At 39.8% G+C, this 15,444-nt stretch carries 9 protein-coding genes and 1 pseudogene; 4 read left to right on the forward strand and 6 right to left on the reverse strand.

Going from position 1 to position 15,444, the window contains the following annotated elements:
• Positions 1–8: 8 nt before the first annotated feature.
• Both DO88_RS14235 and speA read right to left on the reverse strand, forming a co-directional pair.
• The gene (locus tag DO88_RS14235; RefSeq protein ID WP_007376435.1) at positions 9–881 is read right to left on the reverse strand and encodes an acyltransferase; all 873 of its coding nucleotides are present in this window, start codon (positions 879–881) and stop codon (positions 9–11) included.
• 61 nt (positions 882–942) lie between these two features.
• Positions 943–2,823, reverse strand: coding sequence for a biosynthetic arginine decarboxylase (gene speA / locus DO88_RS14230; RefSeq protein ID WP_033031794.1), 1,881 nt, complete (start codon positions 2,821–2,823; stop codon positions 943–945).
• 198 nt (positions 2,824–3,021) lie between these two features.
• Between speA and speE the strand changes: the two genes are divergently transcribed.
• Positions 3,022–3,885: a polyamine aminopropyltransferase gene (speE, locus tag DO88_RS14225; RefSeq protein ID WP_024608074.1), complete on the forward strand. Its 864-nt coding sequence runs from the start codon at positions 3,022–3,024 to the stop codon at positions 3,883–3,885.
• 74 nt (positions 3,886–3,959) lie between these two features.
• Here speE and DO88_RS14220 read toward each other — a convergent pair whose 3' ends face one another.
• From DO88_RS14220 to DO88_RS14210, 3 genes are all read right to left on the reverse strand, one after another.
• The gene (locus DO88_RS14220) at positions 3,960–5,558 is read right to left on the reverse strand and encodes a methyl-accepting chemotaxis protein (protein ID WP_033038289.1); all 1,599 of its coding nucleotides are present in this window, start codon (positions 5,556–5,558) and stop codon (positions 3,960–3,962) included.
• 64 nt (positions 5,559–5,622) lie between these two features.
• A complete protein-coding gene (locus DO88_RS14215; RefSeq protein ID WP_033038290.1) occupies positions 5,623–6,855 on the reverse strand; it encodes a hypothetical protein in 1,233 nt (410 codons plus the stop codon).
• Positions 6,845–7,471, reverse strand: a complete 627-nt coding sequence (locus tag DO88_RS14210; protein ID WP_008138744.1) for a methylamine utilization protein — start codon at positions 7,469–7,471, stop codon at positions 6,845–6,847. The genes DO88_RS14215 and DO88_RS14210 overlap by 11 nt, the downstream gene beginning before the upstream one ends.
• A gap of 161 nt (positions 7,472–7,632) precedes the next feature.
• On the opposite strand from DO88_RS14210, the gene DO88_RS14205 reads away from it, so the two are divergent.
• From DO88_RS14205 to DO88_RS14195, 3 genes are all read left to right on the forward strand, one after another.
• Positions 7,633–9,675 carry a glycoside hydrolase family 97 protein gene (locus DO88_RS14205; protein WP_033038291.1) on the forward strand — a complete coding sequence of 681 codons (2,043 nt, stop codon included), beginning with the start codon at positions 7,633–7,635 and terminating at the stop codon, positions 9,673–9,675.
• 570 nt (positions 9,676–10,245) lie between these two features.
• The gene (locus DO88_RS14200) at positions 10,246–13,248 is read left to right on the forward strand and encodes a LodA/GoxA family CTQ-dependent oxidase (protein ID WP_033031780.1); all 3,003 of its coding nucleotides are present in this window, start codon (positions 10,246–10,248) and stop codon (positions 13,246–13,248) included.
• Between the two features lie 7 nt (positions 13,249–13,255).
• Entirely contained in the window at positions 13,256–14,416 is a 1,161-nt protein-coding gene (locus DO88_RS14195; protein WP_008138739.1) for a tryptophan 7-halogenase, read from the forward strand.
• Positions 14,417–14,676: 260 nt separating this feature from the next.
• Here DO88_RS14195 and DO88_RS14190 read toward each other — a convergent pair.
• Positions 14,677–15,411, reverse strand: a pseudogene (locus DO88_RS14190) (transposase); the annotation flags it as partial.
• Positions 15,412–15,444 lie beyond the last annotated feature (33 nt).

Below are 15,444 nucleotides of genomic sequence, written 5' to 3' on the forward strand. Positions count from 1 at the left end.
CCTTTTCTTTATGGTTTTTCGAGCGATTGCAATGTTTGCTCTTTATTTTCCCATAAACGATTTAACTCACTTTGAAAGCGAATTCTAAATTCAGAATCACCGGTGTAGTCACCAATAAGCTCTTCGCTTACCGGCCTTACTTCCACGTGTACGTTGATATTTTTTACCTTACCACCAGCAAAATCCATAAAAGTAGGGATCCCATCGGGGTAATGAATTGTGACGTTAACCACTTTAGTAATTTGCTCGCCCATTGCTTGCATTACAAAAGCAATACCGCCCGCTTTTGGTTTTAATAAATGTGGGAACGGGCTATTTTGGCGCGCATGCTTTTGCGTAGTAAAACGAGTGCCTTCAACAAAGTTAACCACACTTACTGGCATCTCTTTGAATTTTTCGCAGGCTTTACGCGTAGTTTCTAAATCTTTACCACGCAGCTTTGGATTCTTTTTTAATTGGCTTTTACTCGTGCGCGTCATAAACGGGAAATCAAGCGCCCACCAACACAAGCCTAAAATGGGCACATAAATAAGCTCCTTTTTTAAAAAGAAGTTTAAAAATGGAATTTTACGATTAAACACGCGCTGTAATACTAAAATATCGACCCAGCTTTGGTGGTTTGCTATTACTAGGTACCAATCTTTTAGTTTTAGTTCTTCAAGGCCAGTTACGTTAAGTTTTGTTGGCGTAAATAACATTTGATTTAAGCTATTAAAAGTGACCCAAATAGTTGCACATTGTTTAGCAACCCAGCTCATTAATTTTTGCAGTGGCTTAATAGGGATAAGCTTTATAAGCCCACAAATAAAAATAGGCACAAACCAAAAGAGTGTGTTTATTGCGTACAAAATAATACTAAGTACACCGCGAATAACTGACATTACTTCTACTTCCTTTAAACATGGCGCAGCAACTAATACTACGCTTTCAGTTGCTTACAAATTAATCTTCAAAATAGGTATAACCTTCAAGGCCTGCATTAAGCTCAGCTAAATAACCTTGTTTACACTGCGTCGATACATCAAGTTTATTAACTTGGTACGCAAAGTTGTCAGCTAAAATAGCGCTATCATAGTCAACAAACTTTAATACATCCTTAACGCTATCACCTTTTATGGCATTGGTTAACACATAACCTTCGTCGTTAAGCTCTACATGCACCGAATCGGTATCACCAAATAGGTTATGTAAATCACCTAAAATCTCTTGATATGCGCCCACCATAAACATCGCAATATGGTATTGCTCGCCATGTTTATATTCTGGAATGGGTAAGCTAGTTTCGATACCAGCACCTTCAACGTATTCACGGATTTGCCCATCAGAGTCACAGGTAATATCTTGAATAATCGCGCGCTGAGTCAATGGTTGAGTTAAATTTTCGATTGGCATAACCGGAAACAACTGCTGAATACCCCATACATCTGGCAATGACTGAAATAATGAAAAGTTAACAAAGAGTTTATCGGCCAACTTTTCGTTTAAATCGTCGAGCACTTCACGGTGCGCGCGCGCGTTATTACTAAGCGATGCACGTACACGATGTAAAATAGTAAAATAAAGCTGCTCTATTTTTGCCCACTCTAGCATGCTTACTAAGCCATGCACGTACTGATCGTGCGCTTCGCTAAATAAGTGCATAGCGTCGTGATAAATCTCTAATGCCATACGCGGGTTTAAACGCTGTAAACACTGCCACATTTCATCAAGCACTAATGCGCTATTTTCAAGCGGTGGCTCTGGATTTAAATGATTTGGCGCTTTTTCTACGTCTATTACATCGGTAATTAATACCGCATGGTGAGCCGTTAAAGCACGTCCCGATTCGGTGATAATAGCCGGATGGGTAAGGTTATGTTGGTCGCACACGTCTGCAAATGCATTCACTACATTACGTGCGTACTCTTCTACTGTGTAGTTCATTGAACACGCACTGCGTGAGCCAGAGCCCTCGTAATCAACGCCTAAGCCGCCGCCCACATCAACGGTATTTAACGGTACGTTTAATTGCGTAAGCTCAGCAAAGTGGCGTGCGCATTCACGCAAAGCACGGTGAATATCACGAATGTTGGCAATTTGAGAACCAATATGAAAATGCACCATTTGCATTAAGTGCAGCTTATTATGCTTTTTAAGCACTTCAACAGCACTTAGTACTTGGCCTGCCGTTAAACCAAACTTGCCTTTTTCGCCACCGGTGTTTTGCCACTTGCCTTTGCCTACTGAGTTTAGGCGAATACGAATACCAATAGCAGGTTCAATGCCTAGGTTGTCTATTTCTTCAAGTAGTGTGGTCAGTTCTGAAAGCTTTTCTACCACAATCTTTACGCTGTGGCCCATTGCTTGACCAATACACGCTAAACGTAAAAACTCACTGTCTTTATAGCCGTTACACACAATAGTAATTGGCTCTTTTGCTACGCCCAAAATAGCCATAAGTTCTGGCTTTGAGCCTGCTTCTAGGCCAACAAGTCCGCTTGGGTGCGCTAATAGTTTACTTACTACAGAACGCTGCTGATTTACTTTAATTGGATAAACACAGGTGTATTTACCGTTATATTCACGATTTGCTCGCGCTTGCGTAAACGCGTTAGTAAGTGTGTCTACACGATTTTGTAAAATATCGGTAAAGCGTACTAAAACCGGCAACGTTAACCCTTGTTGCTTAAACTGCTCAGTTAATTGCGTTAAAGAAATGGCCGGTTTTGCTTGGTCGCCATCTGGGTAAGCCACCAGTTCGCCTTGTGCGTTAATATCAAAATAACCATCACTCCAATGAGCAACGTTATAAGTGGCGCGTGCTGTTTCTAAACCCCAGGTCATGGCAACTCTTCTTTAGTCAATTAGGTATAAAGGCGCATTTTAATACGTCACTATCCACTAGGCTAACAAAAATTGAACTTTCACTCACTCCTAACTAACTTTATTCGTCAAATCAGTTAAAATGTCATTGAGCAAAACGCCAAGCACTGGCAGAATTGCCCCTTTTTCATACTCAACCTAAAAAGTGTAATAGTAACTATGGCAAATTTAGATCAAAGTAAGTGGTTTACTGAAATTAGCGACCGCGATGGCAGCGCATTTTCATTACGTATTAATAAAAAGTTAGATGAAAAACAGTCTCCTTTTCAAAAGGTAGAAATGTTTGAAACCACAGACTTTGGTAATTTAATGATCATCGACGGGTGTACTATGGTAACAACCCGCGAAAACTTCTTTTATCATGAGATGATCAGCCACCCTGCACTTTTAGCGCATCCAAACCCTAAAAACGTCGTTATTATTGGCGGCGGCGACTGCGGTACTTTACGCGAAGTATTAAAACACCCAGGCGTAGAAACTGTAACGCAAATAGATATCGACGAAGTAGTAACGCAAATGTCGTTAAAATACTTCCCAGAGCTTTGTGAATCTAATAACGACGCCCGTGCAACTGTTATGTTTGACGACGGTATTAAATACATGCGCGAAGCCGCTGGCGAATCTATCGACGTAGTGATTGTTGATGGCACAGATCCGGTAGGTCCAGGTGAGGGTTTATTTAACCATGCGTTTTACACAAGCTGTTTAGATGCACTGCGCCCAGGTGGTATTTTAGTACAACAAAGTGAATCGCCACTTATGCATATGCCATTGTTAGTTGAAATGCGCGAAGCAATGCTAAGCGTAGGCTTTAAGGATTTACAAACACTGCCATTCCCACAACCAATTTACCCAAGCGGTTTATGGTCAGTAACACTTGCGCGTAAATCACAAGCATTTGACGGTTTCAGAGAAGACGCTGCTGCAAATATTGCACAGCACAGCGAGTACTATAACAACGGTATTCACCATGGTGCACTCGCTACACCTAACTACATGAAACGCGCATTCGATAAAAAATAGTCCCATTCACTTAGATATAAATTGCATTAAAAAGGGGCCCTAATAGGCCCCTGATTGTTTTAATAGCTCACTGTTTAAACTTTAAAACGATGCACTAAACGATTTAACTCATCGGTTAATTGTTCCATTTTTTTAGATACATCTTCAGTTGTTCGTGCAAGTGCAACACCTTCAACAGTTTGATCATTTAGTGATGATAAATTTTGACTTATTTCGTCGGCGACCGTAGTTTGCTCTTCTGTAGCCTGCGCTGTTTGCATTGCCATATCGTTCACTTTAGTTGACGAGCTTTGCATTGCATTAAGTACATCATTAGTTTGAGTAAATGACCCCACAGCATCATCAGCAAACTGCTTTCCTTCATCAATTGCTTTTATAGATTGCTCAACACTTGTCGCAAAGTGCTCAATCATTTGTTGGATGTCGTTAGTGCTGACCTGTGTACGTGTTGCAAGCGTTCTGACTTCATCAGCAACAACAGCAAACCCTCGGCCATATTCGCCAGCACGTGCTGCTTCAATTGCCGCGTTTAATGCTAATAGATTGGTTTGCTCCGCAATAGCACGAATAACCTCTAATACTTTGGCTATGTTATCTGAACTTTGTTGTAGTTCAGTTGAGCGCGCCATCGCCTGATCCATATTTTGTGAAAGAGAAACAATACGAGCGCTCGAATTAGCAACGGCAGTTAAACCTTGTTGCGCCAAATTTAAAGAGTTATCAGCCTCACTCGAAGATTGTTGAGCAACTCCTGCAACTTCTCTACTTGCTACACTCATTTCATGTACAGCACTGACTATAGACTCAGAAGCCTGACCTAAAGCTTGGTTTACACTGTTATTTTGATTCGCAACCTTACTTAGCTCTGCACCTAGCGTATTTAGTTCTTTTGATTGCTCTAAAATATCGCGAATGAGCTGCTGTAAATTATCTAAAAAGCCATTAAAACTAGTAGCAAGATCTGCAAACTCATCTTGAGATGTTACTTGTATACGCCCCGTTAAATCACCATCCCCCGATGCAATATCATTAATACGTTCTGTAACATAATTAATTTGTTGCGTTAACTGTTTAGGTATTATGTAGCTAAACCAAACGGCTATTAATAAAATAATTATAACGAAAACTAACATCATCAACTTAGTCGACTCTATTTTTTCGGATAATTTATTAATTTCTTGTTCGGAAGTTTTTTCAGCTAACTCTCCAGCGCGGTCAAGCCTTACTCTTAAATCAGCAAATGTCTGTTCCGATTCAAACTGCTTCGCCTCACTCTTATCAGTCATATGAGCGTTCGAGGCATTAAGCCAAGCATTAAAAGTAGCATCAAAACTTCTAAATTCATTTTTAATTTCAGGATAATCCGTGAGAAGATCCAAATACTGCTTTAATTTTTGTATTACTTGCGCTGCATTTTCTTTGTGTTCTGCCTTATATTTTTCAATATTATTAGTATGCGTAACAAGATTTAGCTCTGCGACCTTAGCTTGATATAAGTCACGATCCGCATTTAATGCGAGTGAAGTTGCCTTAATAAATTTTTCAGATTGCACATCCAATGCATTTTTTTGTAGATTAATTAAATGGGTGTAGCCAATAATTAACGACAATACTGCAATTCCTAAAATCACTATAGGAAAAGAAACTTTAACGCGAATACTATGCAAATTCATTTATCACTCCTGACGGGATTACACACTATAACTAAGTTTTAAAAAGGCAACACATGCATTAAATTTATAATTTCCATTGCATGTTAAGCATTACTTGCTGTTGTGAAATAGACTGTTTAAAACCAATTGCAGCTCTATTTTCAACTACACTTTTAAGAGTAGCTCCTTCAACACCTATTTGTAACTTTTCACTCAACTGATAACGCCATGTTGCAGTTATACCTTCACCATGACTGCCATTAGGGTCAAATACAGTGGTATCGTTATCTGTAACTTTAAAATAATCATAACGCAACGATACTCTGTGCTTACCTTCTTTATGACTCATCATTAAATAATGACTATAGTATGTATTTTCTATTAACGCATTATATCCCATTTCAGTTTTACCACTTAACACTTGCGCAATGAGGCGTGTTTTTTTATTTAACTTATAGAGCCATGCGGCGCTGGTAAACCGAGTATCCCACGCATATTGTCCTGAGCTAATATTAAGCTTGGTCGGATCGCCATTGTTATCATAATAATAAATTCGAAATTGTGATTGTTTTAAGTAATCCCAGTGCATACCCACATAATAACCAAAGCGACCATCCACCTCTTCAAACGGTAATACTTGGTTAGCTTGCCAACGTAATTGGGATTCATTTAATGCTGCTATAGGTGCAAACCTGACGCCTTCGTTAAATGTTGTTTGCCTGTCATGTAATGCAAAACCACGCCATGCGAGCAATGTACCTGCGGGATCATTTCCTTTAAATGTAGCTCCTATAACGCTAAAGCCATGTGCACTATTAAAACGCTTTGCAGGTCGCTTTATAGTAACCTCAACTCCGACAGTACGTAGTTCTTCACCAATCCAACTATTAATTGCTGAATTTGTATAATTATATGGCGAAGTCCAGCCAATATCTGGGTTTTCTAAAGACATTAATGGATAAAAGCCACCTACACGTACATGCCATTTATAGTTACTGTTAGATAACGGTTGGTACTTTATGTAAGCTTGCGTTAAACCTAAAGCCACATCAGGGTCTTGATTTATATTCAGTACACCATGAGCCGACCAACTAGATGCTAAATCAACATTAAAATCTAAAATACCTTGTGATAAAATAAGCTCATCGCTTTTAGCATCGTGCCGATACAATCCAATACCGCCCTCTTGAAAACTAAGCGTATCATCACCTTGCACTGCTCTAACTTGTATTAAGCCTTTTACCTGTGCACTTAACGCACCACTAAAAAATACAATACAACACAGCAGTGTCAGCTTTAGTAAGTTATTAGTAATCATCGAATTCGTCCGTGGCAAAATCAATTTGTTCGGTTATAGTTTGCTTTATTTTATAAGTGAGTGGGGCTGAATTTACAGTTACACTCTCTGATTCAACATTACTAATATCACCAAATCCTGAATGCCATACATTGAGAGTGTATTCTCCTAAAGGTGCTGCTAAATCAACCTTTCCTGTTATATCGGTAATAGCAAAAATAGTGCTATCAACCACAACGATATAACCCAACATCCAATCATGAATATTACACCCAAGCTCTACAACACCGGTTTGCTCAAACACCAAGGGCGCTTTAGGTTGTTCTTTATATAGCTTTAATTCGAATGTTTTAGCCTTAGAAAACGAATACACATGATGCATAATAGAATCTGCATTTGGAAACTCCACTTTAGCGTTTTGCGGTACAACTAAAATGCGTGGTGTAAACTCTCTGTTTTTTTGACTCATTGCATAAGGCGCATCCGGTGCAATGATTACTTCTGAAGTGTTTTTTGCAGTTAGCCACACGACGGCATTCGCCATTGGTTCATCTTTTGTATTTTTAATTGTTATTTGAATTGCCGCTGCTTGCCAACTTAAAACCATTGATATTATAAAAATTAAATACTTAATCATTCGCTTACCATTCTTATTTTCAACTTATTTATATTATAGACCGGTTAGATTACTTATTTCTTTCTATTTTTTATAACATTGAATACGTATGTAGAAGTTCGTATTCCTTAATAACTGCCTTTATGCTGGTTAATTCATACTGGCATACCAAGGATCTCATAATGAGAACATCAACACTTTTACTTTTAGCTTTTTCGAGCAGTTGTTTTGCTCAAACAGCGACGTTGCAATCTCCTAATGGCAATATAAAAATAACTATATCAGACGAACTAAATACTCCAACATATTCTATTGATTTTAAAAACAGACCAGTAATAACAAGCTCCGCTCTAGGGTTTGAATTTAAACAACAAGCACCTTTTAGCGAAGGCTTTAAAATAGCAAAAACCCAAAAACAAACCGTTAATACTCAATGGCAGCTGCCTTGGGGTGAGCGCCAAACAGTGACTGATAAGCATAATGAAGTTGCCGTAACATTTAATAAATCACAGCCTCAAGGTGGTACTTTCACCGTAAAATTTAGAGCCTTTAATAATGGTATTGGCTTTAGGTACGAAGTGCCTGAACAAATAGGTTTCGAAAAAACAGAAATAACCAAAGAGCTTACCGAGTTTGCAATAGCCGACAGTAGCAATACAACAGCATGGTGGATCCCTGCTCGTGGTTGGAACCGTTATGAGTATGTTTATAACACCACCCCGCTTAATGACGCAGCTTTAGTGCACACTCCATTTACCTTTAAAAATAAAGATGGCATACATTTAAGTATTCACGAAGCTGCACTTGTTGATTACGCCGCCATGGTGCTTAATCAGCGTCGCCCTGGTACATTTCAGGCAGATTTAACACCTTGGTCAGACGGTATTGCAGTTAAAAAACAAGGCGCATTCAATACCCCGTGGCGTACAATCCAAATGGGCGAACATGCTGTTGATTTAGTTAATTCGGATATTATTTTAAATTTAAACGAGCCAAATAAGCTCGACGATGTATCGTGGATTAAACCTGGTAAATACGTCGGTATTTGGTGGGGAATGCACATAGAAACACAAACGTGGGGGAGCGGCGAAAAACACGGAGCAACCACAAAAACAACTAAATACTATATGGATTTTGCAGCACAACACGGTTTTGATGGCGTATTAGTTGAAGGCTGGAATATTGGCTGGGATGGTGATTGGTATTTTAATGGCGATGTATTTAATTTTACAAAACCTTATGACGATTTTGATATTGCAACACTTGCACAATATGGCAAAGAGAAAGGCGTTCAGCTCATTGGTCATCACGAAACGTCAGGTAATGTGAGCAACTATCGTGATCAAATGGAAGACGCCTTTGCTCTTTACGAAAAATTAAACGTAAGCCAGGTAAAAACAGGTTACGTAGCTGATGGCGGGAATATTAAACGCATAGATGAAAACGGCATAGCTCGTCATGAATGGCACGACGGTCAGTTTATGGTTAACGAGTATCTTTACAACATAAAACTTGCCGCAAAGCATAAAATTAGTATAAATACCCACGAGCCGATTAAAGATACGGGTCTGCGCCGTACCTACCCCAACTGGATTGCGCGTGAAGGCGCACGTGGACAAGAGTTTAACGCATGGGGCTCCCCGCCTAACCCACCTGAACACATACCAATGCTTGCCTTTACCCGCATGCTTGCAGGCCCAATGGACTTTACACCTGGTATTTTTGATATGAGCTTTAATGGCTTAGGTGATGACACAAATCGCCCACAAACTACACTTGCAAAACAGCTGGCGCTTTATGTTGTTTTGTATAGCCCAATTCAAATGGCGGCCGACTTACCTAAAAATTACTTAGCGAAGCCCGACGCATTTCAATTTATCCAAGATGTTCCCACCGATTGGCAGCAAAGTATTGCGCTAGATGGCGAAGTAGGCGACTTTATTGTATTTGCCCGCAAAGAGCGTAAAAGTGGTAAATACTCAGGAAACGATTGGTACTTGGGTGCCGTTACCGATGAAAAAGCCCGTACAATTAAAGTAAAACTCGATTTTTTAGAGCAAGGCAAAAAATTTGAAGCACAAATTTATAAAGACGGTGAAAATGCCGAGTGGAAAAATAACCCATACGATTTAACTATCGAGAAACGTATTGTAACTGCAAACGATAAGCTTACTTTAAAACTAGCAACAAGTGGTGGTACAGCAATTCGCTTTAAAGCACTTTAAATAACACAAAAAATATACCAAGTAACCTGGGCTATTGGCTTTTCAAGATTGAAATTCAACCCAGGTGCTATTTAATCGCGGTGCGAAACTTGTAACTTAAATAGCAGCGTGCACTTACTTGGTATTTATGAGGGATAACCATATACATTAGGCACAGCCTTGCCTACAAACCAAACACACACTTTTTAAATAACCCTTTGTCAGCCTCACCTATTCTTTTTTAGATATGCTATTTGCTGTAATACTCTGTAATAGATTTCTTTAGCTGCATCATCTACCTTTATCAATAATTCCACATAAAAAATTAGTATGTGAATAACAATAATTCTAAGTTGTACCTAAAACGAATAAAAACATAAAAAGTGGTTACTCATACAGCTTAGGCATTTAATACCTATTTCTTGCAATCTCGATTGCCAATCTCACAGCATTCCGAATGCAATATTGAAAACAAATAACAACGGTAGTTTTATTCTTTTTTTCGTAAAAATCACGCAGCTGAAATTAATAAAAATACAATATTTGCTCAAAACCAATTTATATCTCAATAGCTTAAAAGGAATACTTACAATGGCTAAAAAAGAAAATCCAACAAAACCATCAGCTAACAACATACCTTGTTGGTCAGATAATGAAAGTGTTGAACAAGCCTGTAGACGCTTAACTGAGATGTTTGTTGGCCTCGGCCAAGTACCACGTATTGATAAAGGTCAACAACCTGCGCAACGTGCCGTTTTTAGAAAGCAACATGGCATCGCATACGGTAAGTTTAAAATTAATCCAGACATAGACCCGCAATTCAAAATTGGTATTTTTTCTAAAAGTGAATATGAATGCGCCATACGTTTTTCGAGTGATACCACTCCCTCCTCCCCCGATTTACACAGCACACTTGGTTTAGCAATGAAGTTGTTTGCGGTCAATGGAGATAAATTAATTGGTGAAAGCAATACCGCTGATTTTATTTTTCAAAATATGGATCGTTTTTTCACTAAAAATGCGCAACAGATGTGCCAATTTACAACAGCAGGTGTGATTGATAAAGATTATGATGCTTACCTAAATGACCCTAAAAATAGTGACGTTGCTAACATCCTAAACGACATGCAAAAAGTTGAATCGAGCTGCTTAAGTGCCAAATATTGGGCTATTTTGCCATTCAAGCTAGGTGATCAACAAATTGTTAAATATCGCTTAGTTCCCGAAGAGAGTGAAGTCGGCGCGCCATGCGTTGATAACAATTACCTTGCTTTAGATTTACAGCGACGATTACGAGAAGGAAGTGCCAAATTCCGATTTGAGGTACAACTACGTACAAATCCAGAAACAATGCCACTCGATGACGCTCAAGCAGTATGGAGCACTCAACAAAGTCCTTATGTGTGCATTGCTCGTCTACATCTAGCACAACAAAATATTACAGCAATTGGCCAAGCCGAACTTGGTAGTAACTTGGCATTTAATATTTGGCGTACTTTAGCCGCCCATGAACCACTTGGCAGTATCGCACTTGCACGAAAGTCAGCCTATGCAGCCAGTGCAAAAGCACGTCACACAGCTAACGGACAACAGCTACAAGAGCCAACTAAATTAACTAACTTCAATCCAGAACAAGCACAAGAAGCGGATTCTGAATGTATTGTTTATGCCGGAATCTACCCTCCTATTGGCGTAATGCGCGTTGGCAACAGCAAGGACGATTATTTTATTGGTCCGCAGCAACCTCAACCAGTTCCCAATAGTGACGAATATGCGTATCGCGATAAAAGCGGTGCACTTAAACGCCAAGCTGCAGAGTTTAGAATTTATGGTTTTAACGCTGCAGGTAAGGCTATAAAAGAGCTTACACTAGATAATGCAGATATCACATGGCACGCCCAACTCGCCAATCAAAAATCATCTTGGTACGAGTTTCAAATTGCTTTAGATATTCCTGAAGCCGCAGACGCTCCACCTTCGCTACTGCGTAATAATAATGTAGCAGACCGAGATAAACTTCATATTAATGGTGGTCAGCGCAAGCTAAGTGGTAAAAACGTAAATAGCAAAAACGAACATAACTTTATTGGTAAGTTTATGGACGAAGATGTCTACTTAGGCGAGATGCGCAGCGATAACCACGGTCGATTAATAATGTTAGGAGGACATGGTGTTGCCCGTAATTTAAAAGGCGATATTGCGGTAACTTTCGCCAACAACGAAGGTTGGTATGACGATATATCCGATGGCCCAATTACTGCCGAGGTTGTTCATAATGGTGTTGCATTAAGAGTTGAACCAGCTTGGGTCATTTGTGCGCCGCCTGATTATGCGCCTATGCAAAAATCAGTTCGTACTATGTGGGATTTAATGCGCGATGTTGCTGTTAATAGTAGCATGCTAGCACGGCCACAACGCCCATCATTCACAGAGGATATTCAACCTATATTTTCTAGGATGACCAATTTACAGTGGGTTAATAGCGGCTTTGCTGGTGCATTCGGCTGGGGTGGTCAATTTGATTATACGACCCCAGAATGGTTGGCAAAACTTAGTGACCCATCACCTGCATATCAAGAGCTCCGCCGGACTTTATCTAATAACTTTCGTCGAACTGATGTATCAGGTGCACAAGCACCTCAACTATGGCCTTGGTTATATGGTGACGCTATTAGCATCCCTCCAACAGGCTCAGTACGCCAGCATGCGACTTTGTCTAATTTACAATTGTCATTTTTAGACCAGTGGGTAAAAGGTGATTTCATTAATGATTACAAACCACAATCACGCTGCCCTGTGCCAACTCAGCCACCAACTATAGATGACTACCCTGTTGCCGAACAGCCTGAACAGCTAACGCGTGGTGCAATGGAGTTTTGCCTTGCTGATGCATTTCATCCAGGCTGTGAGATGACTTGGCCAATGCGAACGGCCGGAATGTATATGTCTCCATTTCGACTAAAACATGCATTACCTGATACACAAAGTGATCATTGTTATTATGGGCCTATTATGAATCATGATATTTATACTTTAGCAAAAGGCCCTTTGTTTGGTGGCCAAGTAGCAGGAGGGATCACACGTTGGATGGCTATTCCATGGCAAACTGACACGGCCAGTTGTCGCGATGGTTATAGCTCTGAGTATGACCCATTTTTACCCACATTTTGGCCAGCTCGTGTTCCCAATCAAATAATGAATCAACGACGCTATCAACAGGTTCTTGATACATCATTATCTGATAGTACCCGCCAGCAAGCGTTTGCATATAGAACAGATTGGCTTGATGACTTGCCCCTACATGGTAACCCTGCAACCTATACCAACCAAATAAATAGTATGGTTGAGCACTTTGCAGAACTTGCTATTGTACAAACACATACTGGTGCTATTAACGACGAACAATTCCCCAACACTATGCAGGTAGGCATGCTACCTCATAATAAAGCAGGCGAAGGTTTAGTTAACTTAGCCAGTAAAGCAATACAACATAGTAACGTTACTCTCTCTGTAGATTTGACTCATAATCGAAGCAAAGTAGATTTAGGCGTGACCGAAAAAGCCAACCGTTTTCATCGCATCAAAGGACGTTGAAATCGCTATGCCAATGATTAAAAATGAGGACGCAAAAAACAGTGTTGTGATCATTGGTGCTGGCGTGGCTGGATGTATTGCCGCGCTTGCTTTGTGCGATTCTTATAAGGTGACGCTTATCGATAAATCAGCATCTCCTGAAGAACGTATTGGAGAGTGCTTAGCACCCGCAGCAAGACGAATTTTAAAACAACTCAACTTACTAACTGAATTTGAAAGCCGATTAGAAACGGATATTGCACTTCCTCATCATTTGCCTAATGCCGGAATGCAAATAAGTTGGGGTCAAGAAGCCCTGCACATTGCAGATAACCTCAATAACCCTGATGGTTTCGGCTGGCGACTAGACCGAAAAAGGTTTGAGTTGTTTTTACGTGAAAAAGCCCAACAGCGAGGCGTAGAATGCATTTGGCCCGCTAAATTAATTAACAGTCAATACAAAGAAAACTCTTGGCATATTACACTTATAAATTCAGACTTAAATGAAGATCAGGAAGTAAGCATAGTATGTCCATTCGTTATTGATGCAACTGGTCGCCAAGCACATTTTGCCAAAAAGTATACCGATCGCCAGCAAAGTGATCGCCTCATATCATGTTGGGCAACTTTAGATGACAATAGCGAAAATAAACTGGGCAATATTCACTCAACTAATAATGGTTGGTGGTACAGTGCTCCACTTCCAAACCAGCGGCGTGTTTTAGCCTTCCAAACTGATTCAGACCTAATGCCTAAGGGGCTGCATCGCGATCCAGCATACTTTATTAAGTATGCTCAACAACACTCATCACTCGCAAAATTACTAAACGACAATCAAAAAACGCTAAATTTACAGGGCATTGTAAGTGCTAACTCAACACGTTTGAACAACTTTTCAGGTCAACAATGGGCCGCATTAGGTGATGCAGCTATAAGCTTTGATCCCTTGTCATCACAAGGAATTTTTAACGCAATGGCAAATGCGATGCAACTCGCATTACTGCTTAAAAAATCAAATATACTAAACATTATCGACAATGATATACAACAGCACTTTAATAAAACTTACCAACAGCAAATAGAGCAAATATGGCGTCATTATTTACACCATCAACATTTCTTTTATAACCAAGAACAGCGCTGGTCTAAAATGCCTTTTTGGCAACGCAGACATCAATATAAAGCATAACCATGATTATTTTTTACGCTAGAGTGTTGATCTTTCATGACTAAAGCTACTTTAGCTAGGGGTGATTACCCTAAGATGGCCTCGACTACCGTAATTAAATTTGATTTTTTTGTTAAAAATTTATCTTTCACTGCTCGGTTACTTGCATTTCATCCGTAAAAAACAAATTAGAACGCTTAAAATTAAATTCGTCGCATGAAAATAGCTGCATGGTGCAGTTGTGATTTATTACTGAACAGTTTTACTGAGTAGCTTACGTTTTATGCCAGTAACTTTTCGCAATTACTGATATTCGCCCGCCGCTTTCTGTTTAAGTTTTTACAGTAATTTGCTTGTGAACTTGGCCTGCCTACTGCACCACGAAATACGCGCGTAAATTGCGTGGTGAGTTTTAACCAGTTTTCGGGGGATATATTCACTCTTTCGAGCAAGGGAAGGTTCATATTATCAATATGCCCGCGTTTGTCTTCTCGCATTATTCGCCCTGTTAGCTCAACAAGTTCTAGGTACGATTTAAGCTCAAACGGGAGCCCTTTTGGCATTGTTTGACTTGGCATGCCTGCAAAGCGAAGGAGCTGTTTTGGTTGTTTGCCTTCTTTTGCATATGTTAGACGTTGTTGGACACTGGTATGGTCTGATTCCTCTAGGGTGTTAGCCATTTTCGCTCTAATTGGGTTTAAATCTACATAGGCCATGCAGGCCGCAAGTGCTGCTTCATCTAATAATGCTTGAGACGTAAAGCGCCCCTCCCAAAAGCGGCCTGTGCAGTTATCTTCTTTATTTGCTCTGCGCGCAATGTCTTCATTTAATAACCGCATAAACCAACTGATACTTGATAAGCGCTCTCGGTATTGTTTAACCGTTTGATTGAAAAAGATGAGTTCAACTTTACTTAGCTTTTCACCTTGTACATATTTTTGCGTTAGCAATGTGCCTTTACAGAGTTTATGCCAGCGAATAATAATCGCTTTATCATTTAACCTATTCGCTTTTTCCCGAATTCATTATGCAAGTGCACCACTGACCAT

The organism is Pseudoalteromonas sp. S3431, from assembly GCF_000690035.1.
GTDB classification, from domain to species: domain Bacteria; phylum Pseudomonadota; class Gammaproteobacteria; order Enterobacterales; family Alteromonadaceae; genus Pseudoalteromonas; species Pseudoalteromonas fuliginea.

Bases quoted from the DNA above. Each gene is read 5' to 3' on its own strand.
- DO88_RS14195 (WP_008138739.1), top strand. From the start codon at position 13,256: ATGCCAATGATTAAAAATGAGGACGCAAAAAACAGTGTTGTGATCATT.
- DO88_RS14220 (WP_033038289.1), bottom strand. From the start codon at position 5,558: ATGAATTTGCATAGTATTCGCGTTAAAGTTTCTTTTCCTATAGTGATT.
- speA (WP_033031794.1), bottom strand. From the start codon at position 2,823: ATGACCTGGGGTTTAGAAACAGCACGCGCCACTTATAACGTTGCTCAT.
- DO88_RS14200 (WP_033031780.1), top strand. From the start codon at position 10,246: ATGGCTAAAAAAGAAAATCCAACAAAACCATCAGCTAACAACATACCT.
- DO88_RS14235 (WP_007376435.1), bottom strand. From the start codon at position 881: ATGTCAGTTATTCGCGGTGTACTTAGTATTATTTTGTACGCAATAAAC.
- DO88_RS14215 (WP_033038290.1), bottom strand. From the start codon at position 6,855: ATGATTACTAATAACTTACTAAAGCTGACACTGCTGTGTTGTATTGTA.
- speE (WP_024608074.1), top strand. From the start codon at position 3,022: ATGGCAAATTTAGATCAAAGTAAGTGGTTTACTGAAATTAGCGACCGC.
- DO88_RS14210 (WP_008138744.1), bottom strand. From the start codon at position 7,471: ATGATTAAGTATTTAATTTTTATAATATCAATGGTTTTAAGTTGGCAA.
- DO88_RS14205 (WP_033038291.1), top strand. From the start codon at position 7,633: ATGAGAACATCAACACTTTTACTTTTAGCTTTTTCGAGCAGTTGTTTT.